Source organism: Actinoplanes sp. CA-051413, from assembly GCF_050955795.1.
Lineage (GTDB): Bacteria > Actinomycetota > Actinomycetes > Mycobacteriales > Micromonosporaceae > Actinoplanes.
Map to the genome: position 1 here is coordinate 1 of NZ_CP192101.1, position 25,878 is coordinate 25,878.

At 71.5% G+C, this 25,878-nt stretch carries 25 protein-coding genes; 7 read left to right on the forward strand and 18 right to left on the reverse strand.

Annotated elements, in window-relative coordinates; translation table 11 throughout:
- Positions 1-4,332 carry a MobF family relaxase gene (gene mobF, locus ACQP2Y_RS46670; RefSeq protein ID WP_433732534.1) on the forward strand — a complete coding sequence of 1,444 codons (4,332 nt, stop codon included), beginning with the start codon at positions 1-3 and terminating at the stop codon, positions 4,330-4,332.
- 411 nt (positions 4,333-4,743) lie between these two features.
- Positions 4,744-4,920: a hypothetical protein gene (locus tag ACQP2Y_RS46675; RefSeq protein ID WP_433732536.1), complete on the forward strand. Its 177-nt coding sequence runs from the start codon at positions 4,744-4,746 to the stop codon at positions 4,918-4,920.
- Positions 4,921-5,036: 116 nt separating this feature from the next.
- Here ACQP2Y_RS46675 and ACQP2Y_RS46680 read toward each other — a convergent pair whose 3' ends face one another.
- The 18 genes from ACQP2Y_RS46680 to ACQP2Y_RS46765 form a co-directional block, all read right to left on the reverse strand.
- Positions 5,037-6,197 (reverse strand): hypothetical protein, encoded by a 1,161-nt coding sequence (locus ACQP2Y_RS46680; protein WP_433732538.1) that lies wholly within the window; start codon positions 6,195-6,197, stop codon positions 5,037-5,039.
- A complete protein-coding gene (locus tag ACQP2Y_RS46685; protein ID WP_433732540.1) occupies positions 6,194-7,546 on the reverse strand; it encodes a hypothetical protein in 1,353 nt (450 codons plus the stop codon). Before ACQP2Y_RS46685 ends, ACQP2Y_RS46680 begins: the two co-directional genes overlap by 4 nt.
- Positions 7,543-7,728 (reverse strand): hypothetical protein, encoded by a 186-nt coding sequence (locus ACQP2Y_RS46690; RefSeq protein WP_433732542.1) that lies wholly within the window; start codon positions 7,726-7,728, stop codon positions 7,543-7,545. Before ACQP2Y_RS46690 ends, ACQP2Y_RS46685 begins: the two co-directional genes overlap by 4 nt.
- 3 nt (positions 7,729-7,731) lie before the next feature.
- The gene (locus tag ACQP2Y_RS46695) at positions 7,732-8,160 is read right to left on the reverse strand and encodes a hypothetical protein (RefSeq protein ID WP_433732544.1); all 429 of its coding nucleotides are present in this window, start codon (positions 8,158-8,160) and stop codon (positions 7,732-7,734) included.
- A 12-nt stretch (positions 8,161-8,172) separates the two neighbouring features.
- Positions 8,173-8,733, reverse strand: coding sequence for a DUF3307 domain-containing protein (locus ACQP2Y_RS46700; RefSeq protein WP_433732546.1), 561 nt, complete (start codon positions 8,731-8,733; stop codon positions 8,173-8,175).
- Positions 8,730-9,308, reverse strand: a complete 579-nt coding sequence (locus ACQP2Y_RS46705; RefSeq protein ID WP_433732548.1) for a hypothetical protein — start codon at positions 9,306-9,308, stop codon at positions 8,730-8,732. The genes ACQP2Y_RS46700 and ACQP2Y_RS46705 overlap by 4 nt, the downstream gene beginning before the upstream one ends.
- Positions 9,305-9,862 (reverse strand): hypothetical protein, encoded by a 558-nt coding sequence (locus tag ACQP2Y_RS46710; RefSeq protein WP_433732550.1) that lies wholly within the window; start codon positions 9,860-9,862, stop codon positions 9,305-9,307. The genes ACQP2Y_RS46705 and ACQP2Y_RS46710 overlap by 4 nt, the downstream gene beginning before the upstream one ends.
- A gap of 5 nt (positions 9,863-9,867) precedes the next feature.
- Positions 9,868-10,425 (reverse strand): Pycsar system effector family protein, encoded by a 558-nt coding sequence (locus tag ACQP2Y_RS46715; protein ID WP_433732552.1) that lies wholly within the window; start codon positions 10,423-10,425, stop codon positions 9,868-9,870.
- An 82-nt stretch (positions 10,426-10,507) separates the two neighbouring features.
- On the reverse strand, positions 10,508-11,185 hold the full coding sequence (locus ACQP2Y_RS46720) for a hypothetical protein (RefSeq protein ID WP_433732554.1): 678 nt from the start codon (positions 11,183-11,185) through the stop codon (positions 10,508-10,510).
- A 102-nt stretch (positions 11,186-11,287) separates the two neighbouring features.
- Complete coding sequence (locus ACQP2Y_RS46725) at positions 11,288-13,333, reverse strand: hypothetical protein (protein WP_433732556.1); 2,046 nt, start codon at positions 13,331-13,333, stop codon at positions 11,288-11,290.
- 111 nt (positions 13,334-13,444) lie between these two features.
- Positions 13,445-14,437: a hypothetical protein gene (locus ACQP2Y_RS46730; RefSeq protein WP_433732558.1), complete on the reverse strand. Its 993-nt coding sequence runs from the start codon at positions 14,435-14,437 to the stop codon at positions 13,445-13,447.
- The gene (locus ACQP2Y_RS46735; protein ID WP_433732560.1) at positions 14,437-14,907 is read right to left on the reverse strand and encodes a hypothetical protein; all 471 of its coding nucleotides are present in this window, start codon (positions 14,905-14,907) and stop codon (positions 14,437-14,439) included. The genes ACQP2Y_RS46730 and ACQP2Y_RS46735 overlap by 1 nt, the downstream gene beginning before the upstream one ends.
- Positions 14,908-14,919: 12 nt before the next feature.
- Positions 14,920-15,282 carry a hypothetical protein gene (locus ACQP2Y_RS46740; RefSeq protein ID WP_433732562.1) on the reverse strand — a complete coding sequence of 121 codons (363 nt, stop codon included), beginning with the start codon at positions 15,280-15,282 and terminating at the stop codon, positions 14,920-14,922.
- 302 nt (positions 15,283-15,584) lie between these two features.
- Positions 15,585-17,123, reverse strand: coding sequence for a hypothetical protein (locus tag ACQP2Y_RS46745; protein ID WP_433732564.1), 1,539 nt, complete (start codon positions 17,121-17,123; stop codon positions 15,585-15,587).
- Entirely contained in the window at positions 17,120-17,359 is a 240-nt protein-coding gene (locus tag ACQP2Y_RS46750) for a hypothetical protein (RefSeq protein WP_433732566.1), read from the reverse strand. Before ACQP2Y_RS46750 ends, ACQP2Y_RS46745 begins: the two co-directional genes overlap by 4 nt.
- Positions 17,356-17,823: a hypothetical protein gene (locus tag ACQP2Y_RS46755; protein ID WP_433732568.1), complete on the reverse strand. Its 468-nt coding sequence runs from the start codon at positions 17,821-17,823 to the stop codon at positions 17,356-17,358. The genes ACQP2Y_RS46750 and ACQP2Y_RS46755 overlap by 4 nt, the downstream gene beginning before the upstream one ends.
- A complete protein-coding gene (locus ACQP2Y_RS46760) occupies positions 17,820-18,542 on the reverse strand; it encodes a GGDEF domain-containing protein (protein ID WP_433732570.1) in 723 nt (240 codons plus the stop codon). Before ACQP2Y_RS46760 ends, ACQP2Y_RS46755 begins: the two co-directional genes overlap by 4 nt.
- Positions 18,539-18,850 carry a hypothetical protein gene (locus ACQP2Y_RS46765; RefSeq protein WP_433732572.1) on the reverse strand — a complete coding sequence of 104 codons (312 nt, stop codon included), beginning with the start codon at positions 18,848-18,850 and terminating at the stop codon, positions 18,539-18,541. Before ACQP2Y_RS46765 ends, ACQP2Y_RS46760 begins: the two co-directional genes overlap by 4 nt.
- 186 nt (positions 18,851-19,036) lie before the next feature.
- Between ACQP2Y_RS46765 and ACQP2Y_RS46770 the strand changes: the two genes are divergently transcribed.
- The 5 genes from ACQP2Y_RS46770 to ACQP2Y_RS46790 all read left to right on the forward strand — a co-directional run bounded on the left by ACQP2Y_RS46770 (position 19,037) and on the right by ACQP2Y_RS46790 (position 25,771).
- Positions 19,037-19,828, forward strand: coding sequence for a GntR family transcriptional regulator (locus tag ACQP2Y_RS46770; protein WP_433732574.1), 792 nt, complete (start codon positions 19,037-19,039; stop codon positions 19,826-19,828).
- Complete coding sequence (locus ACQP2Y_RS46775; protein WP_433732576.1) at positions 19,828-20,637, forward strand: protein phosphatase 2C domain-containing protein; 810 nt, start codon at positions 19,828-19,830, stop codon at positions 20,635-20,637. The genes ACQP2Y_RS46770 and ACQP2Y_RS46775 overlap by 1 nt, the downstream gene beginning before the upstream one ends.
- Before the next feature lie 524 nt (positions 20,638-21,161).
- A complete protein-coding gene (locus tag ACQP2Y_RS46780; RefSeq protein WP_433732578.1) occupies positions 21,162-23,543 on the forward strand; it encodes a hypothetical protein in 2,382 nt (793 codons plus the stop codon).
- A gap of 607 nt (positions 23,544-24,150) precedes the next feature.
- Positions 24,151-24,897, forward strand: a complete 747-nt coding sequence (locus ACQP2Y_RS46785) for a ParA family protein (RefSeq protein WP_433732580.1) — start codon at positions 24,151-24,153, stop codon at positions 24,895-24,897.
- 1 nt (position 24,898) lies between these two features.
- Complete coding sequence (locus tag ACQP2Y_RS46790) at positions 24,899-25,771, forward strand: ParB/RepB/Spo0J family partition protein (RefSeq protein ID WP_433732582.1); 873 nt, start codon at positions 24,899-24,901, stop codon at positions 25,769-25,771.
- The last annotated feature ends 107 nt before the right edge of the window (positions 25,772-25,878 follow it).

Below are 25,878 nucleotides of genomic sequence, written 5' to 3' on the forward strand. Positions count from 1 at the left end.
GTGGCGTGGGTGACGACGCTCGGCCCCGCGATGGCTCAGATCGACTACCGCCTGGAGGCTCAGTCCGGGTGCTCGCTGACTGCCGGCGACGACACCCAGGTGGCCTACCGCCTGGAGTCCGACAGCCCCCTGGAATGGGTCGGCGAAGGCCTGCGCGAGGTCGGTATCGAGCCCGGAACGGCCATCGACGACGCCGGAAAGGCGGCCGCCCGCGCGCTCGCAGACGGCGCCGATCCGGTCAGCGGCGAGGTCCTCGTCGCGCCGAAAATGGCCGTCGATCCGCGCGCGAAGCTCCCCGCCGGCCCCCTCGTCCAGGCCGTGCGCGCGGCCGCGGAACGGGCCGGAACCACCCCGGCGCAGCTGCTCGCCGAGCCGCGAACAGTCGCCCGGTACGGGCGGCTGCAGCGCGGCGTGGCGCGCGAACAGACGCGGACAGACGGACCCGACGGTGCGCGTCCGGACGTCGATACGGTTGCGCATCGCGCGCCGGTTGCCGATCTGCAGCGCGTCGCTGATGCCGCCGGCATCACCCTGGACGACGTCTACGCCGCGGACGTCCTGGCCGCCGCGCGGGAGCACCGGGACGCTCGGGTGGTGGTCGGGAACCGCGGCTACGACCTCACCCTGGACCTGCCCAAAAGCTACAGCGTGCTGACCGCGATGGCCGATCCGGAAACCGCCGCCCAGCTCGAAGACGTCTACCTCGAGGCGGTGCGCGAGACGGTGAGCGCGGTGCAGCAGTGGGCCGGTTACGGGATGCGCGGTCACCACGGCGACGGCCACCGCGCCGAGCGCGTCGACGGGACCGGCCTGCTCGGCTGGATGACGGTGCACCGCACCGCCCGGCCGGTCGCCGGGCAGGCCCCGGACCCGCACCTGCACGCGCACCTGACCTTCATGAACATGGTCCGCGGGACGGACGGGCGCTGGTCGACGATCGGCGCCGGCGGGCGGGACTTGCACCGCCACGCGCACGCCGCCGACGCGCTGGTGAAGGCCCGGCTGCGCGCGGTCACTCGCGAGCGGTGGGGCATGCAGTGGGTGCGTGACGAGCGCACTGGGGCGTGGGAAGTCGCCGCCGTCCCGGACGATCTGCGCGCGCGGATGTCCAAGCGTGCCGGTCAGGTCGCCGACCGGCTGCAGGCCGACGGGGTCGACCCCGGGCAGGCCAGCACCGAGCAGGCGAAGACCGCGGCCGCGAAGTCGCGGGAGGCCAAGCAACGTCCCGGGGCGGGTGGGGATCTGCGCGCCGAGTGGCACGCCCAGGCGGCCGCCGCCGGCGTCGACCCCGCCGCCCTGGTCGCCGAGGCGATGCCCGGTCCGGAGCACACACCCGCCCCCGTCGACGTCGCGCCGACGACCATCGCGGAGCGGGTCTTCCGGGAAGAGGACGGCCTGACCGGGCACCGCAAGGTCACCAGCCGCGCGGACGTGCTGGCCGCGGTCATGGACGCCACCCGGTCCGGAGTGGCCGACCTCGAAGAGGCCGAACACCTGACCGATGAGGTGCTCGCGGACGAGCTCGCGGTGCCGCTCCCGGCCACCGGGGCGGTCCACCTCAGCAACTCGGCGCGGTTCACCACGGCGGACATCGTCGACGCCGAGCGCACCGTCCTGCAGGCGGCCCGGGACCGCTACGACGGTGGCCAGGCCGTCGTCCCGGACGACGTCCTGGACCTCGCGGTCGCCCAGTTCGAGGCGGGTGCCGGCTTCACGCTCAGCGCCGAGCAGCGCGCCGTGTTGACCCGGCTGGCCACCGCCGGGCACGGCGTCGACACCGTCATCGGCGTCGCCGGCGCGGGCAAGACAACCCTCATGTCCGCGCTGCGCAGCGCGTACGAGGCGACCGGGCAGACCGTCGCCGGCGCTTCCACCGCGGCGGTCGCGGCCGCGAACCTGCAGACCGAGGCGGGCATTACCTCGCGCACGATCGCGTCCTGGCTGGCCCGCGTCGACGACGGCCCAGGCCTGTCCGGCGTCGACGTCCTGGTGGTCGATGAGGCCGCGATGGTCGACGACCGGCACCTCGCTCGGCTGCTCACCGCCGCCGGCGAGAGCGGCACGAAGGTCGTGGCCATCGGTGACCCACTGCAGCTGCGCGCGGTCGGCGTCGGCGGCACGTTCGCCGCGGTGCACGGCATGGTCAGCGGCCTGGAGCTGTCGGAGAACCGCCGCCAGGTCGACGTCGACGAACGCGCCGCGCTCGCCGTGTGGCGGGCCGACGAACGCAAGCAGGCGCTGCAGGCGTGGTCCGACACCGGCCGGCTGCACGTCACCGCCACCCCGGAACAGGCCCAGACGGAAATGCTCGAGCACTGGACCCGGGCGCGGGCCGCCTGGTCGGATCCGCACGACCGGATCGACCGGCTGCTGCTGCTCGCGCACACCAACGCCGACGTCGACGCCCTCAACCAACTCGCCCAGCAGCAGCTGCTCGGCGCCGACCAGACCGCGCAGGGCCGCCAGTACACCCTGACGGACGGCCGCACGCTGCAGCTCAACATCGGCGACCAGGTCCTGGCCCGGACCAACAACCGCGAGTTGGGCATCCTCAACGGACACCGCGGCGTCGTGGTCGACTCCGACGCCGCCGGCCGGGTGCAGGTCGAGCGCCGCGAGCCCGGCCCGGACGGCCCCGAACTGATCCGCACGTGGGTCGGCGCCGGCTACGTCGAGCGCGGCGGGCTGCAGCTCGGCTACGCCATCACCGCGTCCAAGGCCCAAGGTCTGACCGCCGACCAGGCCCTGGTCTACGGCAACCAGATGGACGCCCACGTGCTCTACCCGGCGATGTCCCGCGACCGGCACCGCACCGACCTGTGGCTCGCCCTGCAGCCTTTGGAGACCGACGCCGACCGGGCGCGGCACGGCCCGCCACCCAACCCGGCCGAGGCCCGGGCGCGGGCCGTCACCGCGTACGCCGCGGCGATCGCCGGCGACCGCCCGGACCGCATCGTCCTCTCCGAGCTCGGCGAGCAACCCGAGCCGATCAACCCGCCCACCCCGGCACCGGCGCACGCCACCGCCTGGCAGCGGCTGCACGACTCCATCGCCCAGGTCCGCGCCGCCGCCCAGCAGCTACGCGAGCGCCAGGCCGTCGACGCGCTCACCGACACCGTCCCGATCGGCACGGCGGTCGACCGGTACGCCGCGGCGTTCGACGCCCTGGACGCGCGCCTGGCCGAGCTGCCCGACGCCCAGCTGCGCCAGCCGTCCGACCGCGACGAGCTGCGCGACCGGCTGCGGCGCATCCCGCTCGACCCCGCCCAGCAAGCGGCAGCCGACCGGGAGCACCGCCTGGCCACCTACGCCGAGCTGTCCCAGATCAGCCGCGGCGAACCGGCGTCCGGCCAGTTCACCCGCGAGCAGCTGCAGCAGGCCGTTGTCGCCGCCCGGGCCGAAGCCGCCCGCCGCGACCGCGAGGCCGCGCTGCAGGCCGGCGGCCGCGCCGAGCGCGCCCCGCAGGGCGCGAACACCGGCGTCCCGCACTGGCGCGACCGGCCGTACGGCACGATCCCGGACGCCGAGCTGCCCGCCGCGATCGCCACCGCCGCACGCGAGGCCGCCCGCCTGGCCGCGGCCGCCGACCGGCAGGCCGCCACGCTCGCCCAGCTGCGCGCCGCGGCCGCCGCCGGCGAGGGCCGAGCGATGCGCGAGCTCGAACAGCACCGCGCCCAGCTGCAGGCCCGCGTCGCCGCCGGCGAGCAGGCCGACACCGCCCGGGCCGCGGCCGCCGCCGGGTACGCCGACTCCCGGCAGGCGTGGCAGGACGTCGCCCGCCTGGAGATCGAACGGCAGCGCAACCCCCTCGCGCTGCGCCTGGCCGGCACCTCACGGGCGCAAATCGCCGCCGAGCAGGCCCAGCTGCGCCAGGCCGCCCAGACCGCAGCCGCGGCCGCCGCCCAACACGACGCCCAGGCCGGGCAGTACGACCGCCAGGCCGGCGGCCCGGAGGGCGGCCGCCGCGCGGCCGCGGAGCTGGCCGAACTTAACGGCCAGTGGGAACAGCGCGCCGCGCATGCCCGCAAGATCGACGCCCAAGGGATCGGCGGCAGCGTCCGGCTCACCGAGCACAGCGCCCACGACAACCGCCAGCAGGCCACCCGCCTGCAGCAACGTGCCGCCGGGCTACGCGCTGAGGCGGCGCTGCGCGAGGGCCTGGACCCCGGCATCAGCCGCATCGAGGACGACGGCCGCCAGGCCCACGCCCAGCGCCAGGCCGAAGCTGAACAGGCCGCCCGCCAGGCCGAGACCGAACGCAACATCCGCGACGACTACGACCACCACCACCGCGGCCCGGACATCGGCCGCGGGCCGTCGCTGGGCATGTAGGCCAGAGTCTGGATGCGTGTGGTCAAGCCCTGTCCGTGCCGGGCGCGCTGCAGAACGCGAGCACCGCAACGTTCGGTACATCGATGGCGAGTTTTGTCCGCTTCATCCCTGATGGGTAGGGGCAACCAGCTACAGCCGTCACTGCGGGATGCGGAAAACCCCACCCGTTGCATTACGCTATGTGGTGACGACGCACTGGTGGCGTGGCAGATCAAGTCGGAGGGCCTGTAGGCCTCGGACACGGTGAAGCCCCCGGCGCCAACCGGGGGCCACCAGCACGTCGTTAACCCAGCTAGGGCTTAATCAAGAAGGGCAAGACGACATGTATCAAGAAAGATGCTACTCGGTGTCGTGGATTTTCGACACCCGGAGTAACCAACGTGTACTCAGCGTCAACTTGGCGGTGACGGCATGAGCCCCACCGCGGCGTTCATCGCCTTCTTCATCGGTGCCACTTTGATCGCAGGTATCACCGGATTGTTGACGGCGCGGTTCAACGCGACGCCGATCATCATTCTGGGTATGACCGCGGGTGCGTTCGTCGGAACACTCACGCTCGCCATGACCTCGTACGCGTTCCTCACCTGATCCCCAGCTCAGCTCGGCGAGCGAGGGGTACCTCCTCGCTCGTCGGGCGGCAGCCCGCCAGGGCACAACGAAGGCCCGGACCGTCACGGTCCGGGCCTCGTCGGTTGTGCGGCGCGTTAGTGGTCGTTGCCGCCGCTGCTGCCGCTGCCGCGGCGGCGGGCGGCGCGGGCGAACGCGCGCAGTTTGGCGGCGAGTTCGCGGGCGCTGTCGGGGGTGTGCCGGGCGGTGTACTGGCGGTTGTCGCCGTCGTCGGGGGACTCGGTGCCTTCGACTGCGGTGGCCACGACGTGCCAGGTGCCGGCGGTGTCGGGCTCCAGGTCGAGCCACAGGGTGCCGTCCTCGCCGCCGGCGGCGACCGCGGCGTGGGATCGCACGGCGTGGCGGGTCTGCGGGGCGCTCATGGTCGGATCGGCCTCGATCAGCAGCTTGAGCAGGTCGCCGGTGGTGAGCGGGACGTCGTCGTCGCCGACGAAGATGCGGTCGCGTCGGGCGGCCCGGTTCTCCTGCAGCAGCATTTCGACACGCTGCCGGGCTCGGGTGTGCTTGGTCGGCGCGGGTGGCCGGTACCCGGACTCGACCATCCCGGCCAGTTCTTCCAGGTGCCCGGCGGTGGCTTCGGCCTCGTCCGGGCCCAGCTGCGGCGGGCAGTAACGGCGCCCGTCCGCTTCTTCGCCGGTGGCCGCGTTGTAGCCGTTCTTCGGGGTGGCGACCTCGACGAACGCGCCCTTCTGGTTGATGCCGTCGTCCGGGTAGTCGATCAGAGCGAGGGTCGTGGGGACCGGGCCGGCCCCGACGACCCGGCCGGTGGCGTGGACGTTCTCACCGTCGGCGTAGCCGAGCTCGTCGCCGACCTTGATCCATTTGCCGTCGGCGGCGCGCGGCTGGTCGGGGTGGTAGTGGCCGCGGGGTGCCGCCGGCGCGGCCGGCTCATGGGTCATGGGCGTCTCCTGCTCGACGGCGGCGGCCGGGTCGGCGCCGGTGGTGGCCAGGTAGGTCTTGTCGCCGGCGTCGGGGTTGGCGTCGTACAGCTCCTGCACACTGGTCTGCTTGTCCAGCTCGACGGCGTGCACCGCGGCGGCCGCCGCGGCGTCGGCGAAGGCGTTCTGCATCTGCCGGGCGGTGACCAGGCCGGCCCCGGTGACGCCGGCGGCGGCCAGGTGGGCCAGGTAGCCCTCGTTGCCGTCGGGGCCGTGTGTCTCGGCCTGCTCGGCGAGGTGCTGGGCGTAGTGGATCGACTGGGTCAGGCCGGTGATCTCACCGGCGGCCGCGGTGCTCACCGGTCGCTGTCCTGGGCATCGAGCTGCAGCTGCAGCGCCAGCCGCTGGTGGAGCTCGCGCAGCTGCGCGTCGGTGAGCTCGAGCTGCACGGCGTCGTCGCCGTCGCCGAACTCGACGTAGCGGACGCCGTCCTCGGTGGTGCTCCAGTCGATGTAGGCGCCGTCGTCGTCTGAGTACATGATGCCGGGGTCCGGCTCGCCGTCGTTGACCGCGCCGACGAGCCGGCCGATGTCGTCGCGCAGCTGCTGCAACTCGGGCGTGGTCAGGGACAGGCCGATGGCGTCTTCGCCGTCGCTGACCTCCAGGTGCCGCACTCCGGCCTCGGTCCGCGACGACCAGTCCAGGTACGGGCCGTCGCCGTCGTCATGGGTGTCTGCGGTGAGGTCGTAGCCGCTGGCGCGGTCCTGCAGGTCGATCGCGGCGGCCGCGGCGGCCGGGTCGTCGACGTCGTGGGCGGCATCGACCGCCTCGGAGTACGCACCCGGGTAGGCCGGCTTACCCGAGGCCAGGGCGTCGTCGCCGTGCTGCTGCTGGGCCTCGGCGAGGACCTCACTGCTGAGTTGCTGCAGCCGGCCCAGCTCGGCCGCGGTGAGCACCAGCGTGCCGTCGCTGTGTTCGCCCGGGGTGACGGTCATCTCGACGGCAGGCTCGATATCGGACCACCAGCTCACCCGCGGCCGCACGGTCACCGTGTCGCCGTCGGCGGTGGTGAACGTGCTACCCGGCCCGATGTGCGCCTCGTGGTCGTGCTCGTCGTCGTCCTGCGGGCACCAGGGCGGGCACCGCAGGACGCCGTTCTCGCGCATCGTCTCCTGCCGGTCGGCGCCCGGCCCGGCGGCGACCTGCGCCCGGTCGGCGAGTACCTGGTCGGCGTGGGCGTACGCGGCGGCCCGCTGGTCAGCATCGACGCGTCCGGCGTCCCACTCCCGGGCCCGGTCGCGCTGCCAGCGCAGCGGTCCCGGGCCGATGTAGGCGCCGCGGGCCAGCACGTCGCGCTCGCTGCGCTCGGCCGGCTCGTCGGTGGCCGCGGCCACCGCCGGGTCGGTGCCGTCAGCGCCGGTCAGGTAGGTCTTGTCGCCTGCATCGGGGTTCACGTCGTACTGCTCCTGGATGCTCGTCTGTTTGCCGAGCTCGGTGGCGTGGGCCGCCGCGGCGATGGCCGCGGCGGCGAACGCGTTCTGCATGCTGTGCCCGGTGGTCAGGCCGTCGCCGGTGACCCGGCAGGCGGCGAGCCGGGCCAGGTAGCTCTGGTTTCCGTCCGGGCCGTGCAGCCTGGCCTGCTCGGCGAGGTGCTGCGCGTAGGCGATCGACTGGGTCAGGCCGAGAACCTCGCCGGTTGCGGTGCTCACCGCGTGGCCTCGCCGTCGGTGCGCTGCCGGTAGGCCTGCGTCATCAGGACATCAGTGTGGACGGTCTCACCGTCGGCGGTCCAGATCCGGACTCCGCCGCGGTGCAGCTGGTAGCGGGCGTCGGTGTACGTGGTGCGGGTGTCGTCGTCGTGGATCACGGTCAGGGTGTCGGCGTGCGGCATCGTTCACGCTCCCTGGTGCAGGGTGGTCAGGAAGTCGGCCAGCTCGCCGTTGCGCTGGTAGAGCTCGCCGTACTGGTCGTCGGGGCCGTCGTGGGCGGCCAGCAGCCGGCGGGCCTGGGCGATCGCCGCGGCGATCCCGTCGGCGCGGAACCACACCAGCGCGACCGGGGTGTCGGGGTCCGGGTCGGTGACGATCTCCAGCCGGTACTCCTGCTGCCCGGCCAGGTGCGCGGCGGGCAGGGCCAGCAGGGCCGTGCCGGTGTCGTCGGTGTGCAGGTAGAGCAGCCCCGGGCAGGTCGCCCCGGCGGTGCAGCGGCCCTCGGGGCAGGTGCCGAGGCCGGTGACCCGGAAGCGGCGCCCGCCGATGGTGACCGGCATCTGCTGGGCGCAGGCCCGCTCGAAGCCGGTCCAGGTGGTGTCCGTGGTGGTCATCGGGTTCGCCTTTCAGTACCGGTCGGTGGGGGCGGGCCCGGCGGCGACGCCGCGGGCGTGACGGTGCTCGACGTGCAGCGCGTAGGCGATCAGCAGCACCCCGGCGACGACGATCCCGGCGGTCTTGGTGAAGGTGGTGGTGCGGGCGGCGATCAACGCGGCGGCGAACATGGCGGCCCAGTGCAGGGCCTGGTCGACCCAGAACGGGGCCTCGCGCCAGCCGGTGCAGCCCTTGGCGGCGAGGATGCGCTGCACCAGCCAGCGCCGGTCGATGACCGCGTGGGTGGCGCCGCTGACGACCAGCGCGGCGATGATGCCGGGCAGCGGGATCTCGATGACCGCCAGCACCAGGGCCAGGGCGATGGCCTGGCAGGCCAGGTACGAGGTGCAATGGCGCAGGCACGCGGCCCAGCCGGTGAAGGGGTGCACGCCGGCGGCGAGCCGGTCGTTGCTGGGGTAGGCCTTGCCGGTCGCGTCGGTGTTGCGCTGCACGGCGATGTCCCCGGGCAGGTGCCCGGCGCCCAGCGCGGCGAAGCAGCCCAGGAAGGCCAGGACGGTGCCGATGCTGCTCATCGCCGGCCCCCAATCCGCAGCCGGCGACCGCCGGCGGCGTACAGGGCCTGCTGACCGGCCAGCACGATCGCGGCCGCGGCGAGCCCCACCGCGGCGATCCCGCCGAGCACCGGCGGGCCGGTCAGCGCCACGTAGGCGCCCGCCGACACCAGCGCCGGTGCGGGGAAGGTGGCCAGGTCCACGGCCAGCTGCAGGCACCGGCGCTGCCGGCGGCGCCCGTCGGCGCGATGAGCGGTCTCCCAGCCGAGCACCGGGGCGCCGGCCAGCGCGCTGAGGCGCACGCTGAGGCCGTCGCGCAGGTACTGCCCGGCGGTGGCCACCTTCACGTCGGTGACCAGGTGCGTCCAGCCGAGGATGACGGTGACCGCCGGGAGCAGCAGCAGCGCCTCGGGCAGCTTGGCCGCGGCGGCCAGCGTGGCCGCGATCGCGGTCAGCGTGCCCAACACCGTGTGGTCGCGGCGGTCGATGCGCTTCTGCTGCTCGTCCTTGAGCGCGCCGTACTCGGCGAGCAGCACGGTGAGCTCAGCAGCGCGGTCGACCGCGATCGCGGTCGCGGGGGTCGTCGTGTCGGTCATGCCCGCTCACCTGCAACCTTGGTCGTGATGGTGACGGTGACCGGGGTCAGCGGCCCGCATCCGTGGTCGGGGAACGGCTGGGAGTACCGGCTGCCGCAGGCCTCGCAGGCGAACGCGTCGTAGCTGCCCAGCACCCGCGGCCGCAAGGCTTCGGCGACGCGGGGCGCCGGGGCCGGCTTGCGGCTGGGGGCCTTGCGGGTGACGGGCTTGGTCACCGGTGCCTGGGCCGCCGTGTCGATCGCGGCCGGTGCCGGCGTCGGGGTGCTGCTCGGCCGTGCGGGCGCGGGCGTCGCGGCCCGCGCCGTCTTGCGGCCGGCCCGGGGAGTCGTCTCGGCGATCTCTTCCAGCACGCCGGTGGGTGCGAGGGTCATCCACAGCGGCCGCTGGTCGACCGGGACCGGCCGGGCCGGGGCGGCCGGGGTGCGGTAGCGGATGCCCATCGGGACGTCGCCGGTGGGCGTCTGGCGCACGCCGCGGGCGGCGCGCAGCAGCTGCGCCCGGATCTGCGGGTCCATGTCCGCGGCCGCCGCGGCGCGGGTGGGTGTGGTGGTCATGGTGGTCACCGGCCCAGCGCGGTCAGGGCGGCCGCGAGCGCGGCGAGCACCAGGGCGGTCACGAGCAGGCTCTGCGCGGTGCGGATCCGGGCGAACTTGCCGTACAGCGACCGCGACAGCCAGCGCAATTGGTGGGCCTGCCGGGTGAGCTCGCCGCTGCTGTCGGCGGCCGGCTCGTTGGCGACGGCGTCGAGCAGGTCCTGGTCGCTAGCCGTGCGGGCCCAGCGCACGAACCCGAAGTCACCGCCCAGGTTCGGCCGGGCCGCGGCCGTCAGCAGGGCCACCGCGACGCCGAGCAGCACGGCGGCGACCCAGCCGGCCGCGCCGGCCGGGCCGGGCAGCCGGCCCGTGCTGAGCAGGGCCAGCCCGGCGAGCAGCAGCCCGGAGCACAGTGACTGCAGGTTGCCGGCCTTGGTGTCGGCGCGCGGCTCGGCGGCCCGCACACTGTGCAGCTCGGCGTCCAGGCGGGCGCCGGCCAGGATGCTGTCGCGTTCGTCGAACAGCGCGTCCAACTGCGGCGAGGCCGGGATGGGTTCGATCAGGTCGGTTCGCTGGTCGGGCATGATGGCGTTGCCTCCTTTGAGGTGGTGGGCGGCCCCGCATGGCTTTCTCACGGCGGTGGGGCCGCCCGCGTACGGGTCGGGGTCAGCGGGTGGCGGTCTGTTCGCGAGCGGCGCGGCGCGCGGCGAGGTCGAGGGCGATCTGCTCGAGTACCGAGGCGGACTTGGCGCGGGCGTAGGCCAGCAGCGACAGCAGCAGCCACACGGTGACGGTGAGCCCGGCCGCGGCCGGCCCGGAGCCGGTGGCGGCACCGAAGTAGGCGGCCGCGGCGCTCAGGGCGCCGATCGCGGCCCAGCCGATCCGGGCGTAGGTGGAGCCTGCGAGGGCGCCGGCGTAGAGCACGCCGACGGCGACGATCCAGACGATCCACAGGTCACGGCCGGTGGCGGGCAGCCCAGTGGTGTGCGCGTCGAGGTAGGCCCGGACCGGGTCGCTGATCGAGGTGGTGACCGGCCCGCCGGTGATCCAGGCGCCGAGCCCGGCCAGGCCGGAGCCAGCGGCGCCGAGCCCGGAGCCGATCGCGGCGACGATCGCGGTCAGGATGACCCAGATCAGCCACAGCAGCAGCCCGAGCACGCTCACCGCGGCCAGCCCGAATGCGCCGAACAACCAGTTGTCGCGGATGAACAGCAGGCCGCGGTTGTCGCGCCAGAAGGCGGGCAGCTCGGCGAACGCCTGCCGCCAGCGGCTGCCGCCGGCGGTGTGGTCGGCGGGGGTCTCGGCCAGGGTGAGGTGCTGACGGCCGGGGGTAGGGGTGTCCACGGTGGTGGTTCTCCTTTTGCTGGGTGGGGCCTGTTTTGGGTGTGCGTGGCCCAGGCCGGGTCGCGGTGAGCGCGGCCCGGGCCGGGCAGAGCGGTGAGGGGGTTAGGCGGCGGTGGCCTGGTAGCGGCCCTGGCGGGGCTGGGCGATGAGGTTCATGGTCTTGAGCTCGCCCAGCAGGTTGTAGACCTGGCTGGAGCTGTAGCCGGTCGCGGTGGTGATCTCCTTGGGCATGGCGTGCCCGGCGCGGATGGCGTCGAGGACCTTCTGCTGCCCGGTGGACAGCTGTGCCGGACGCCCGCCGGCACCGCCGGCGGGCTGCTCCCAGAACTTGGCGACCCGGCGCACCGGCGGGTGAGAGTCGCCGAACTCGACGACGTCGACAGTGCTGCGGGCCGCGGCCGCGGCGTCCATGCGCTGCTCGAGCGCCTCGATCTCATCCACGGTGCCGGCGTCGGCCATCGCGATCAGCATCTGGTCGGCGAACTGCTGCTCGGCGGCGACCTCGCGCCGCTGGGCGTAGTCCTTGCCGGCGAAGTTGGCCTGCCGCGCGGGCAGCGATCGCCAGGTGATCCGGGACGGCCAGTACGCGGCGAGCTCGTCGGTGACCCAGTAGCCGCGGAACGGCGCGGAGCGGGCCCCGACGCCGGGGTCGCACAGGTAGCCGTAGCCGGCCAGCTTGGGGAACTTCTTCGGGTTGATGTCCACACCGAACACGGTCTTGGCGTTGGAGGTGTTCGAGCGCAGGATCACCCCGTTGCCGTCCAGCAGGCAGGCCCGCAGGGTGTCAGCCAGACCGGAGCTGCCGAACGCGTCCAAGGTGGGCGACTGCGAGGCCAGGATCAGCGCGACGCCGTTCTTGCGGCCCTCGCGGGCGATCGAGCAGAACGCCAGCTGGGTGGCCGCGGCCAGCAGCGGGTTCTCCTTGGCCGACAGCGGCTTGTGCGACTCGTCGACGATCATCAGCAGGCCGGGCCGCAGTGCGGTGGGGGTGAACCCGACCTGCTTGGCCAGGCGCCGCTCCACGCCGTTGATCTTCATGACGCGCAGGGCGGCCTGCGCCATGTTGTAGATCGCCTCGAAGCTGGTGGCGGCGTAGTCGGCGTGCTCGACCAGCAGCGGGCTGCTGTCGCCGTTCTGCCCGTCGCCGTACCAGATCATCGTCGGGTGGCTGGTCGACGCGGCGCAGCTCATGGCGATCTGCTCGATCAGCCGCGACTTGCCCGAGCCGGTGCCGCCCTGGATGAAGCCGCCCCAGATCGAGTCGCGGGTGTAGACGCGCCAGCAGGCGCAGCCCTCGCCGTCGGCGAACGGGCCCAGGTTCACCGCACCGGTCCGGGCGTTGAAGCCGGCTTCGGGACCGGGCCACGGCTGCGCCTTGGCGATCGGTGGGCGGGTGACGATGGTCAGCAGCCCGGCGGGCGCTGGCAGCTCGGGGTGGTCCTCGACGATGATGTCCTGGCCCGGCATCAGCCGCAGGCCGCCGCGCAGGGCATTGACGGCGGCGCGGACCTGCTCGACGCTCTGCGCGCCCGGCACCAGCTCCAGGGTGTAGCGGTAGCCGGCCTTGATGATCTGCGGGTCGGTCAGCTTCGCACCGGCGAACGGCTTGCCTTTGCCGCCCAGGTGCGCGTTCCACCGCTCAATGAACAGGTCGCTGCTGTCGATGTTCGGCAGGTCGGCCTCGGCGCCGGGGGCGGTGCCGGGCCCGATGCGGTGCTCGCGCCACCACAGCAGCGACAGCCCGGCGCCCAGGATGCTCAAGGCGGCGACCGCGCCGAGGGTGACCCCGGTGAACGAGATCATCGTCAGCCACGACGCGGCCAGGTACGCCGCGGCGACCATGCGGTGGCGCATCTTGCGGTCGGTGATCCGGCGACCGGTGGCGGTCGCGGCGACCACCGCGACGGTGAACGCCACGCCGGCGACGCCGTAGGCGATCTGCGCGTCGGCGTCGGTGGCGTGCTGCGCCAGGCGGACCGCGCCGGCGGCGACGACCAGGGCACCCATCGCGGCCCACGGAGTGATCTGTGCGCGCAGGCCAGCGTCGGGCAGCTCCGGCGCACCCACCGGCACCGGCGCCGCGGTCGCGGGGTCGGTGGTGGGCTCGTCGTGCAGCTGCTCGTCGCTGGTGTGCGTCGTGGTGGTCACCGGATACCTCCAGATGGTGCCGGGCGGAAGAACGGGTTGAGCGGTGGATCAGAGGTGGTGCCCGGGGCCCGGGCGGCGCGGCCAAGTGGCGCCCGGGCCCCGGTGGAAGGCCTAGCGGCCTTCGGTCTGAAACTCCTTGTCGCCGGCGTCCGGGTTGGCGTCGAACGCCTCCTGCACGGCCTTCTGCTTCTCCAGCTCGCCGGCGTGGGCCTCGGCCGCAGCGGCCGCGTTGGCGAACGCCTCCTGCATCTCCGCGGCGGTCTGCAGCGCGGCGCCTTCGACCTTGGCGGTGGTCAGGTGCCCGATGTAGCCCTCGTTGCCGGCCTGGCCGTGCTCACCGGCGAACGTGGCCAGGCTGCGGGCGTAGGCGATGGACTGGTCGAGGCCGATGACCTCGCTGTTGACGTCGGTGCTCACGGGTTCCTCCTGCGGTTTGGTGGTGCGGAACGGGATGACCTTGGCGTCCGGCCGGTTGTCCGGCGCCGCGGTCGGACGGGGCGATTGCGGCTGCTCCGGATCGGGTGCCCCGCCGGCGCCCGGTTCGGATGTCTGGTTACCGGCGGCGCTGGTCACGCAGCGGTGCTGGCGGGCGCCGTCCTGCGCCTGCTCCTGGGTGTCGTAGTCGAAGCCCTTGCCGGGGCAGGCCGGTTTACGACACGTCCAGGACCACTTACCGGCGCCCTCCTGGGTGATGTAGCTGCTGTTGGCGTGCACGAAGCCGTCCGGCACGCCCGGCTCCTGGTCGTCGCCGGCGGGCCGGACGCCCGGCTTGGCCACCGGGTCACCGACCGGGCGGCCACCCGCCCCGTCCGGCCCGTCGCCGTCCGGCTCGGCCTCGGCGAGCTCGCGGGCCTGACGCTTCTCAGCGGCCTTACGCCGGCGCCAGTCGGTCTGCGCCTGCAGACCGTCGGAGAGCAGGTCGGCGAACCAGTCGCGGCTGCCGTAGCGGTGCTGCACCGGGTCGGGCTGCCCGGCGGCGCGGGCCTTGGCCTTCTTCAGCTCGTACCGCGGGTTGGGCTTGCCGCTGCCGGCGTACATGACATCCATCGCGGCGTTCTTGAACATCCACACGATCAGCCACAGCGCGGCGACGTCGAACAGCATCACGCCACCCCCGCGGCCTTGGACTTCTTGACCACCCGGCGTGCCATGATCAGCGCGGCGGCGATGCAGGCGATCGCCAGGCCGGTCGATGAGTCGGTGATCCAGGTGTGCAGCCAGCCGTCGATCTGATCGAGCAGCGCACGGCACCAGCCCGACACGGTGTCACCGAGCTTGCCGTTCACGCTGGCCGCGATCGTGGGCATGGTCAGCGCCGACCAGATCGCCGTCTGGTTCGGCGTCAGGTCGATGAAGATGTCCACCGCGACGGCCACGATCGTCGCGGCCAGCAGCACCGGCGGGATCCAGTGCCACGGCCACAGCCCGAGGAAGCCCTGGATCAGCCGGCCCAGGAACATCTCCGGGGCCAGGGTGCCGCCGACGACCGCGATGCCGAAGCTGGTCCAGGCCAGCCCCTTGATGCCTTTCTGCTGTACGGCCCGCACGGCCGCCTTGGCGCCTGATTTCGCCATGAGCGCTCTCCCTTAGAGCAGGACCCAGGCGATGACGCCCAGGACGGGTCGGATGAGGTGGTCGGCGACCCAGGGGCCCGGGCCGGTGGAGATGAGCAGCTTGAACAGCAGGTAGACCGGGATGGCCCGGCCCGGGCGCTGGGCGATCCACTCGACGTAGCGGCACACCACCGTGACCGGCAGGCTGACCAGGCGGTGCCAGACGATCCCGAGCCGGCGCAGCGGCCCGTCCGTGCGCGATGTCCAGGCACCCCAGTGGGCGTACGCGGCCAGCTCGGCCACCGACGCCGGCGGCTGCGTGAGCACCGACGGCGGCGTCAGATAGCCCTTGATCCCCGCCAGCCCGGACCGGATCTGCTCACGCAGCGTGTCCAAGTCGAGGTGGAGACTTGACTGGAGAGTGGAGACTTCCGGCCCGCTTTCCTGCGACGCCTCTGGCGCAGGGGTGCTCTCGAACTCTCCAGTGGAGAGACTGGAGACCTGCGCATCGTCACTGAAGGTAACTTTGTCCGGGGCCGGTCCGGGCGCGGCCGGCGGGGCCGTACGGGGCCGCGGGGAAGGCCGCGAGCCTGGCGCACGGACCGCCGCCGGTGCCGTGGCGACGGCCGCCGCGGTGATGGGCTGCTGCTCAGTGTCCGGGGTCATGTGCTGCACCTCCTGGTGCTGGTTCTCGGTCATCACGCGGCCCGCCCGTCCGTCAGGGCGAGGACCTTGCCGCCGGCCAGGGCGAGGATCTGCTCGACCATCTCGGGGGCGATGTCCGCTGGGACGGCCCGCACGACCTTGCCGACGGTGCGGTCGGAAATTTCCGTGATCTCGGCAAGCTGGGCCAGGGTGGCGTCCGGGTAGGTCACCCGGGCGACCAGCACCAGGGCGACCTTTTCCGGTCGCACCGACTCGACGACCGGCAGGTTTTCCGGCAGCCGGGTCAGCACCGGCAGCGCCGATTTCCGGACCGGGCGACGGGAAATTTCCGGCTGCCGGGTCGCTGCGATTTCCGCCTTCTCGGTGGCCCGGGCGAGCCGCCGGCGGACGTTCTCCAGCTCGTCGAACGCCGCGTCGCGGCCCCGCTCGAGATCGGCGATCTGCTGCTCGGCGATCGCCGCACGGTTGCCCGCCCGCTCGGCGGCCGCCCGGGCCTCCTCGCGCTGCGCCTCCACCGTGCGGACCTGCTCGGACAGCTCCGCGACGCGGCGCTCGGCCGCCGCAGCGGCACCGGTGGCCGCGGCGAGCTGCTGCCGCAACTGGTGTTCGGCCTGCTCAGCGGCAGCGGACACCTGCTGCATGTGCGCCTGGGCCCGCTGCTCGGCCGCCGCCTTGGCCGCCGCCGCCCGCTCGGCGCTGTCGCGGGCCTCGGTCAGCCGGCCCTGTGCCAGCCCGGCCGCCTGGGTCTGCTCGCCGGCGTGCCGGCGGGCCTCATCGCGGGCCTCGATCGCGTCGCGGACCGCGCTCTGCAGCCGCCCAATTTCCTCCTGCGCCCGTCGCTGGATTTCCTGCTGCTTTCCGGCCTCGATTTCCGCCTGAGCGGCGGCTTGCGCCGTCAGGGTTTCCACCTGGGCGGTGGCCTGCGCGGCCAGGGTTTCCGCCTCGGCGCGGGCGGCGATTTCCGTTTCCGCCCGCTCGGTTTCCGCCTCGGCCCGCGCCTGCATTTCCGCCAGCTCCCGGCGCGCCCCGGCGATTTCCGCCTGCAGATCGGTCAGCGCCTTGCGGGCCTGCGGGACCGCCTGCTGCGCGGTGGCAAGCTCCGCGGCGAGTTCACCGACGATGTCCGCCAGGGTTCGCTGCAGAGCGGCGCCGGCCTCGGCGACCACGATCAGCAGCAGCGGGCCGCAGGAGTGGATCCCGACGCCGACCCAGTCGCCCTTCAGGGCAGGCTCGGTGACGTTGAGCCCCCAGCTCATCAGTGCGGTGATCCAGCGCAGCGTGTTGACCCAGCCGCTTTTGCGGCCGTAGTCGGCCAGCACCGGCGCCGCCAGCAAGGCGACGATCAGCCCGAGGTCGACCATGAGGCTCAGCAGCGGCGCGATCAGCCACGGCACGTGGTGCTGAATCAGCAGCATCGTGACGTTGACCGTGCCGTAGATCATCACTCCGACGGCCACACCCCACGTCGCCCGGTTGATGTTGGCGCTCTTGGTCCGGGCCTGCTCGACCTTCTTGCCCAGCTCTTCGGCTCGGGCGGCACTCGCGGCGGCCCCGGCGATCGGCGTGGTCACCGGTCACCTCTGGGTCGAGCCGGTGCCACCCGCTCATCGGCGATGAGGACCTGGCCCCGGCCGTACAGCTCCCGGGCGATCTCGTCCTCGGCGCACTTCAGGTGGCACGGCCGGTCCTGGCTGTCACGCATCTTGGTCGGCCCGTCGCCGAGCCGGCACGGCAGCGAGTGCTCGTCGTCGTAGTGCCCGGGGGCGGTCCAGTCGAGGTGGACCTTCACGATCAGCTGCGTGCTCATCGGCTCGCCTCGCCCTCGACCGTGCGCAGCACTCGGTTGTGCCGGTGCCGGCGGTCCTCGAGCTGCCGGGCCAGCCACGCCCCGGCCAGTAGCAGCACCGCGGCGGCACCGACCACGGCGGCCAGCCACCACACCAGGCGCTCGTCGAGCTCGCCGAGCACGGCGACCATGCCCGCGGCAGCCAGTGCGCAGCCGGCCACACCGGCCATCGCCGCCGGCGGCGACAGCCGCCAGCGCGCCGCCGGCTCGATGGTGGTCACCGCGGCGGTGTCGGCCAGCCACCGGCCGGCCAGCCCTTGGAAGTCCCAGGCCGCGCCGCACGCCGGGCAGCTCCACCCGTCGAGGCGGACCACGAGCGTGGTGTCGTCGATCGGGCACCAGCGACCGGTCTGCACGTCAGGTGGGGTCTGGTAGATCTCGCGCCAGGCCGGGGATCCGGTTGGGGGAACGGCGAAGGTCGTCATCGCGCGATCACCACCCCGAGCTCGGCCGGGACGCGGTGCGGGTGCATGTCACGCACGCGCAGCTGGGGCCGTTCGACGTCGACGCCGACCAGCGGCTCGGCCGGGCCGAACTCCACCGCGGTGTTCCCGCCGGCGGCCTTGGCCCGGTACAGCGCCGCGTCCGCCGAGCGCATCACCGCACGGGTGTCGTCGCCCGGCATGACCTGCACCAGACCGACGCTGGCGCTCACCTCGACGCGGACGTCGCCGTCGACGGTGAACGGCTCACGCAGCACGCTCGCGGCGTCGCGGGCCAGCATCATCGAGATCGCCGGAATCGGCGATGCGGCCAGGATGACGAACTCGTCGCCGCCCAGCCGGCCCACCAGATCGGCGGTTGGGTCGACCACCGTCGCCAGCCGGCGGGCAGTCTCGGCGAGCACCAGGTCGCCGGTGGCGTGCCCGTACGTGTCGTTGACCGGCTTGAAGCCGTCCAGGTCGACCAGGATCAGCGCCCACGAGGCACGCGAGGCCATCCGGTCGGCCATGTCAGCCGTGATGCCGCGGCGGTTGACCAGCCCGGTCAGCGGGTCGTGCAGAGATACCGAGCGGACCTCGACCAGCTCGCCGTTGGCGGCCGCGAGGCGGCGCTGCAGACGACGGTTGCCGTACACGGCCAGGCCCGCGGTTGTGGTCGCCATCGCGGTGACAGCCGCGGAAAAAGCAGTGAGCGCCTTCATCGAGCGTCACCACCGTCGAGCGTGCGCAGAGCGGCCTTCGCGAGCTGGCCGATGCGGCTCTTCGTGAGACCCAGGTGGGAAGCCACCTTGGACAGCGGCGTCCGGTGGCTGTTGACCAGCTCACCGACCGCATCACGGCGAATCTGCAAGAGCGTGGCCATCTGCGCTTCCAGGCACCGAGCTTGCTCTGCGGCGAGGCGTGAGCGGTGCCACGGGTCAGCGATCGTCTGCAGCGCGGCAACGTTGATGGAAGCGAACGAGGGAGGGTCACTTGCCTCGGGTTGCGGGGAAGGTAGGAAACTGAGCATGGGTCGGGCTCCTCTCACAGGTGAATCGACCCGGTTAGGGACCCTGACGGTGACCGCCGTCAGGGTCTTTTGTAGGTCTGCAGGTGTGTATACAGACCTACAAAGATGTCTTCACCGTAGAGAGCCCAACCCGACGCGTCAAGAGGTCTGTATGCAGACATGCAACAGATCAAGTAGGGTGACGCCATGAGCACCGGGCCCACTGACGCGCGTCCGCTCCAGGTGCGTGTGGCTGATGACCTGCGTATGGAGATCGAGACAGGTCGGTACGCCCCGGGGCAGAAGCTGCCCACTCTTGATGAGCTGGCCGAAGTGAACCTGTGCAGCCTCGCGGTGGCGCGTAAAGCCATGGATCTGCTGCGCCAGCAAGGCCTTGTAGTTACCCAGCAAGGTAAGGGGACCTTCGTACGGGAGCGGCCCAGCGCTCGACGCCACGGCATCGACCGATACAGCAAGAGCCGATGGCGTAGCGGCAAGCCGATCCTGACGGCTGAAGCGGAGGCGCAGGGTCACACAGCAGGACAAATGATGCGGGAACTCGGGGTAACCCCTGCTCCGGAGAAGGTGGCCGAGCGATTCGACATCCCTGTCGGCACACCTGTGTGGGTGCGCCGCCGCACCACGCTGGTTGACGACAGGCCGAATCAACTGGCAGACAGCTACTACGAGCTCGATGTCGTCGACGGCACGCTGATCAAGGAAGAGCAGACTGGCCCCGGCGGCGGTTTTGCCAGACTGGAGGACGTCGGCAAGACTCGCCACGGAGACGATTACGAACTCGACGAAATCTGCGAAGAGTGGTCCGTGCGTATGCCTACCGGCCCAGAGGGCGTCGCACTGCGTCTACCAGCTGGAACTCCAGTTATTGACCTCATCCGTACCACGTACGACTCCATGGGCCGCGCGGTTGAGATCATGCTTGCCGTCATGGCCGGCGACATGGTCAAGATGGCCTACAAGTTCAAGATCCCTGACTGATGGTGACCGACTTAGTGCAAACGAGCTATGCATCCGAGTCGGCTCCTGCCGGCGACAACGAGGACCGCTTCCGCGCTGGCGAGAACTGGGCCTTAGTCCTCGACGGCGCTGGTCGCTATCCCGGACGGACCGGCGGATGCGTTCACCCAGTGACCTGGATCGTCGAGCACCTGGCGGACCATCTCGCATACAAACTCACCGTGCATGACCGCGAGACCTTGCCTTACATCCTCGCCGCCGCGATCCGCGCGACTATGGCCGATCATGGCCCTACCTGCGATTTGAGCGACCCGTTGTCGCCAGGTGCGGCGGTCGCCATTTTGCGCACCCGTGGCGATCTGGTCGAATGGCTCGTGCTCGCCGACTGCGCAGTCGTTGTTGAGGACGCTGCGGGAAAACACACCGTCGTCATCGACGACAGGGTCGATCATCTCCCCGATGCGCCGGTCGTCGATGCAGAAGTGCGGACCTATGATCCTGACTACGTGGCGACAGTGCGTAACCGACCAGGAGGATTCTGGGTGGCTAGCACTGTCCCTGAAGCTGCCGGCGAGGCTCTCATGGGGCAGGCTCCTCTGACTGAGATTCGGCAGGCCCTGCTTTGTTCAGACGGGGTAACACGCCTGGTGGAGCGGCATGGATGGACCTGGCAGGCGATGTTCGCTGTGGCCAACGACGAAGGCCCCCAGGCGCTGATTGATGAGGTACGCCGTGCGGATGGCGACCACCCTCGCGTCCGGCACTGGCGGGGCAAAATCCATGATGACGCCACTGCTGCTCTATGCCGGTTCACCGGTCCAGAGGGGTGATCCCAGCGCTTGGTCTGCCCGTACAACGGCTGGGCTCTACAGCCCTTCGTATTGGATCAAGCTGAATTGATCAATTAGGCCTACGACCGAACGCGTTGAGACAGGTGGATGGCACGCTTTGATGCGTGTCGGTGACCGGTTTCGTACCGAGATCGCCGTACGATCCGCCGGTAGCACTGTGATCTAGGAGAGTCATCAACCGCGCTGGAGGGCGTGGACAAGTCCATAGACAGAGAAAAGCCCCGAACCTCCCAAGTCTGTTTGGCCGCAGGTAAGAGGAGGTTCAGGGCCCCTAACTCGGAGGCAACGATAACACTCGCCCCCGGGCGGGTGCTTTTTTGTCCTCGAATCGCCTGTGGGCGTGTCGCCATGCTGCGGCTTTCCCGGGGTCGGGGGTACCCGCCCGTACTCGTCACCGCCGTGGCCGGCGTTGCTAGGCCTTCGGCGGCTCCACCCCCACTGAGCTGGGGTTTTGTTGGCGCGGGCTGTGCTGATGTGCTTCGTGCTGGCGTTGGTGATCGGTCATGACCGCACAGGCTGGGCAGCATGTTCGTGATCAATTGCACGGTTGGTGCGAGGCGTGTCATGACGCGGGCCGCTTCGTGCCGGCGGTCGACGCGGGCCTGCGGGCGTGCCGGACGCATCTGCGGCTGCTGCCACGCCGGTCGACGGCCGTGGGGCAGCTGCAGTTGCCGGTCGGTGTGGTCGCGGTGCCGCCGGCGTTGCGGACGCAGTACCTGACTGGTGAGCAGCAGTGGTGCTCCGATTGCCTGGCCGCAGGCCTTGCGTATCCCCGGCAGGGCTTGTCCAGGCGTACGGCCGGGGACTCGACGCCGTTGTGCTTGACGTGCTGGCGGTCGCGTCAGGACAGGGCTCGCCGCGGGGAGCGCTCGCGTGGGCTGAGCGCGGAACAGGCTGGCTGGGTCGCGGACCTGGAGGTGCGGCTGGCGTGTGAGGTGTGCGGCCGTTCGGACGGTGCCGGGTCGTGCTGGCGGTGCGGCGACGCGGCGACGTTCTTGGAGGCCGCGCGGGCGATCCACGAATTCGACCAGGCGCAGGCGGCCGCCGGCGTCGAGCGCGTCGCCGAGCTGCAGGCCGAGCATCAGGCGGCACTTGAGCAGGTTGCCTTGGCGCGTAAGCGGCTCGCCGACGTCGAGCGGTGGCACGCCAGGGTCGCGGCGGTGATCGAGGCGATGCCGGAGCTGACCAAGACTGGCTCGAAGGGTCGTCTGCAGGTCAAGCGGGGAGCGCTGGGATGGGCGCGGGCGTGGTGGCTGCTTGCGGACTTCCTCGCCCGTGACGCCGCCGATCGGCAGCAGCGTGGGCTGAGCATGCGAGGCCGGCCGGTGGAGTACCCGCAGGTGGTCGCGGTGATGGCGATCGACGCGGACTACCGCACCGGGCGCGGGTCGATGGCCGGTCTCGAGCCGACCGCGTTATACGCGGGAGTGGCCACCAAGACGGTCACCACCGGCTGGGCCCGCTCCGTCGCACTCAAGTGCGCCGAACAGGTCCAGCAGGGCCGAGCCTGCACCCTGGAAGAGCGCACGGAGACCCGGCGTCGTAGGCAACGCGCCGCCTACGACTTCAAGCCGCTGCACCGCAGCAGGTACAACCCCGAGCCGTTCCTGGGCCAGGCCGCGATCATCATCGCGCAGCTACTGCACCGGGCAGTGCAGCTCGTCGAAGAACACCAGGCCCTGCTCACCGAGGCGAGCAGGACAGCTGAGGCCGCCGAGGCGGCTTTCCTGGACGCGCAGGCCGCCGTGGCCGAGCGCACCGCTGAGGACCTGCAGCTACAGGCGGCGGTCAACGACGTTTGGGTTCCTGACGCCCGTAAGGCCGTCACCGCGGCCATGATGGCTCGCGCCAAGGCCAGCCAGGCTGCCGCCACTCCCCCGGGCGGCCCGTCGTCGATGGCCGCCGTGCAGCGCGCCGTACGAGCTCCCCACGACGCGTTCATCGCGGTGCAGAAGGCCGCTGAACTCGCCGAACGCGTCAAGAATTTCTTCGACCACCCCCGGAGGGGTACAGGTAGAAAATCATCTTCCGGTCCGTACTGGGGTCTGCACTTCTCTCCCCGATCAACATCTCGGCTGATCGGTAGCTCGCGGCCTAACGGCCGGGGCGAAGATCAATACCAAAAGGGCGCTTCGCGCTCGACGACGACCGCGCCCGACCAGGTCACAAGCCCTGCCCATCCTAGGAAGCCCTACGGCACGCGTCGATCGTCACAGCCTCGTGCACGTCACTCAGAAGCCATGTCGTGGGCAAAACCCCTCGCCGCGGCCTTGGCGGAACGGTGCGACTTCCTGCAGCGCTATCTGGACGATGCCGGAATCGGCAGAAGCGGGACCGCGGCGGTGGCCCGTGAACGGGGATTGCGACTGCGGATGATCGCCGCCACCGTGAGCCCGCGGCTCGGTCCGGCCTGGCTCGAGCACCCAGACGACGTCGTGACGCTGGTCGAGCGCTACGCCGGCATTCACACCATCATTGCCCCAGGCGAGGCCCACTCCCCCTTGCGCTATCTGGCGACCATGCTCGACCGGGCACTTGCCAACCCGGACGCGGTCGTACCGTGGCCCTCCCCGGTACGGAACCAGGCCGCCGCAGCGGCGGCTGCCGACACTCGAGACGCCGAGTTGGCCCGCACGGCAGCGCTGCGCGCCATGCTCGACGCTCGCGATGCCGCTGCGGCAGCTACTCGCGCTGGTGACCAAAGCGGTCGGGCCGCCGCCCGTGCCGCTGCGGCCGCGGCCGGCCTAAGCCACAACAGCACGCCCTCGGCGGACCCAGTGGAGGCGGCCCGGATGTCCGCCGGCCCCGCGCGCGTCCAGCCCGCTGCCGACGGCTACGAGGACTGGCCCGCCGTGCGCCAGCCGGGTCAAGGCCGCTGCGGTTGATACTCGCTCCGGCCGTGCACCGCCGCCGCTTCGTCCATGAAGCCGGGCGACTGTTGTCCAGCAGGACGGCATCGCGAGAGGCCCGCAATCGCGCACCGCTGACCAGGCCTCGCGTGTGACGTGCGCGAACCCGCAGGTGATGCAGGTCGTAAATAGTCCTTGACGGGAGCGCCAGCCGCGGACCCGCGTTGTTAACCGCGGTTAACTGGGCGTCTGTGCGGCTGCCGCCCATGGACGGCCTCGTCAGGTGTTCCCGGCACCCGGCCGCATGAGTTGCATCGTGCTGAGGCTCGATCGTCGACACCGGCGCGGCGAGTATCCGACGTAGAGGCGCAGGTCAGGTGAGGTCGTAAATAGTCCTTGACCCCAGCGGTCGCGCCCTAGCCGGCCTCCGACCTGTTAACCGCGGTTAACAGGTCGGATCTTGTCCGTCGATGCCGGTGAGCCTCCTTGGGCCGTTAACCGCGGTTAACAAGGGATCGACCATCAACGGCCTGCCTGACCTGACGACTGGCGCGTGGCAGCAGCTCAGCATGGGTGCGATGGCCTTACGATGCTCCCAGTCCGAAGTACCGGAACCCCCGGGAAGCACACGGAAGAGGGGCACATGCCTGCCAAGATTCACGTAGTGGCGAACCAGAAAGGCGGGGTCGGCAAAACGACCCTCGCCGTCAACCTGGGCGCCGTCGCCCACGCCGTCCTGTCCGGCGAGAACAACCCGCTCAAGGCCGCAACGCCGCAAGACGGCCCCAGCCCCGTCCTGGTGGTATCCACCGACCCGCAAGGCTCATCGGTGTGGTGGTCCGGACGGGTCAAGGAGAACGGCGGTCTGCCCTTCGACTTCAGCCAGGTCGACGACCCCAAGCTCCTCGGCCGGCTACGAACACTGAACTACGCACACATCATCGTGGACACCCCGGGCAGCCTGGAAGACGACCGGATCCTGCAGGCAGCCCTGGATCAGTGCGACGACGTCATCGTGCCCATGACGCCGGAACCGTTGTCCTACGAGCCGACCCGACTCACGATCAACCAGGTCGTCGCCCCGCGCGGCATCCCGTACCGGGTCGTGGTCAACAACTGGGATCCCCGCGACGGGCTGACCGACCTGCAGCAGACCGCCAAGTTCATCGCCGCCTGCGGATGGCCGATGTGCGACACGGTGGTCCGGCGCTACAAACTGCACACCCGCGCGAGCGCTGAGGGCCAGGTCGTCACCCAGTACCCGAAGAACCGCACCGCGTCCGAGGCCCGAGAAGACTTCCTGCGCCTGGCTCTCGAACTGGGCTACGGCGGCTCCCCCGCAGGTGTACCCCGGCAGGCCGGCGCCCAGGCTCTGGTCGAGGAGGGCTGAGATGGCGGGAAAGCGCGTCGACCTGTCATCCCTCGCAAGCGCGGCGCCGGCGGAGGTACGGGCTCCGCGGATCGCCACCCACGGCTCGCGCAGCGTGCTGCTCGATCGGGTAGCCGCGAACCCGCTCAACACCCGGGTTCTCGATCCGGACTCTCCCAAGATCCACGAGATTGCCGACTCGATCCGCAAGAACGGCCAGCTGCAGGCCTGCACGGTCGTCACCCGCGCCGCCTTCTCGAAAATCTTCCCCGAGTTCGAGGACAAGCTCGGTACCGCCGATTTCGTGCAGGTGACCGGCGGCCGGCGTCGCTTGGCCCTGCAACGCGTGGACGAGATGATGGACATCTCCGTCAAGGACGAACTCGCAGAGTCCCGAGCCCAGTTCGTCAGCGCCACCGCAGCCGAGAACCTCGACCGCCAGGACTACGACGCCGTCGAGGAAGCCCGCGCCATCGAGCTGATCATCAAAGAATGCGGTTCGCCGGCAGCCGCCGCCGACCGCCTCTCCCGAACCCGGGCATGGGTGACCCAGCGGATGAACCTGCTCAAACTCGCCCCCGAAGTCCAGGACATGATCCGTGCAGGGGGAGTGCCGCTTCGCGACGTCCGCAAGCTCCACCTGTACCCACTGCCGGAACAGATGGACGCCCTACGAGCGATCCTCAAGCGGAAGGCGGCCGTGGACAAGGCTGCCGAGGCGGAACCTGGAGAACCCCGTCTCGCTGACGTTCCCGAGCCGCGTAGAGCGTCGACTGTCATCACCGCCGTGCGCAGACTCGGCACGACCCCCCCGGTGATCGCTGAGTCGCTCCGAGCGGCGCTTCCACCGGAAGATCTCCGCGCCCTGGCCCAGCTTCTCCTGGATGAGAAGTAAGCAGCCCGTTCCGAGTGCACTACCTTCCGCCGGTCCTTGTTAACCGCGGTTAACAAGGACCGGCGGAAGCAGCGTTCTGGAAAGCTGACACCGTCGGCGGTCCTGGT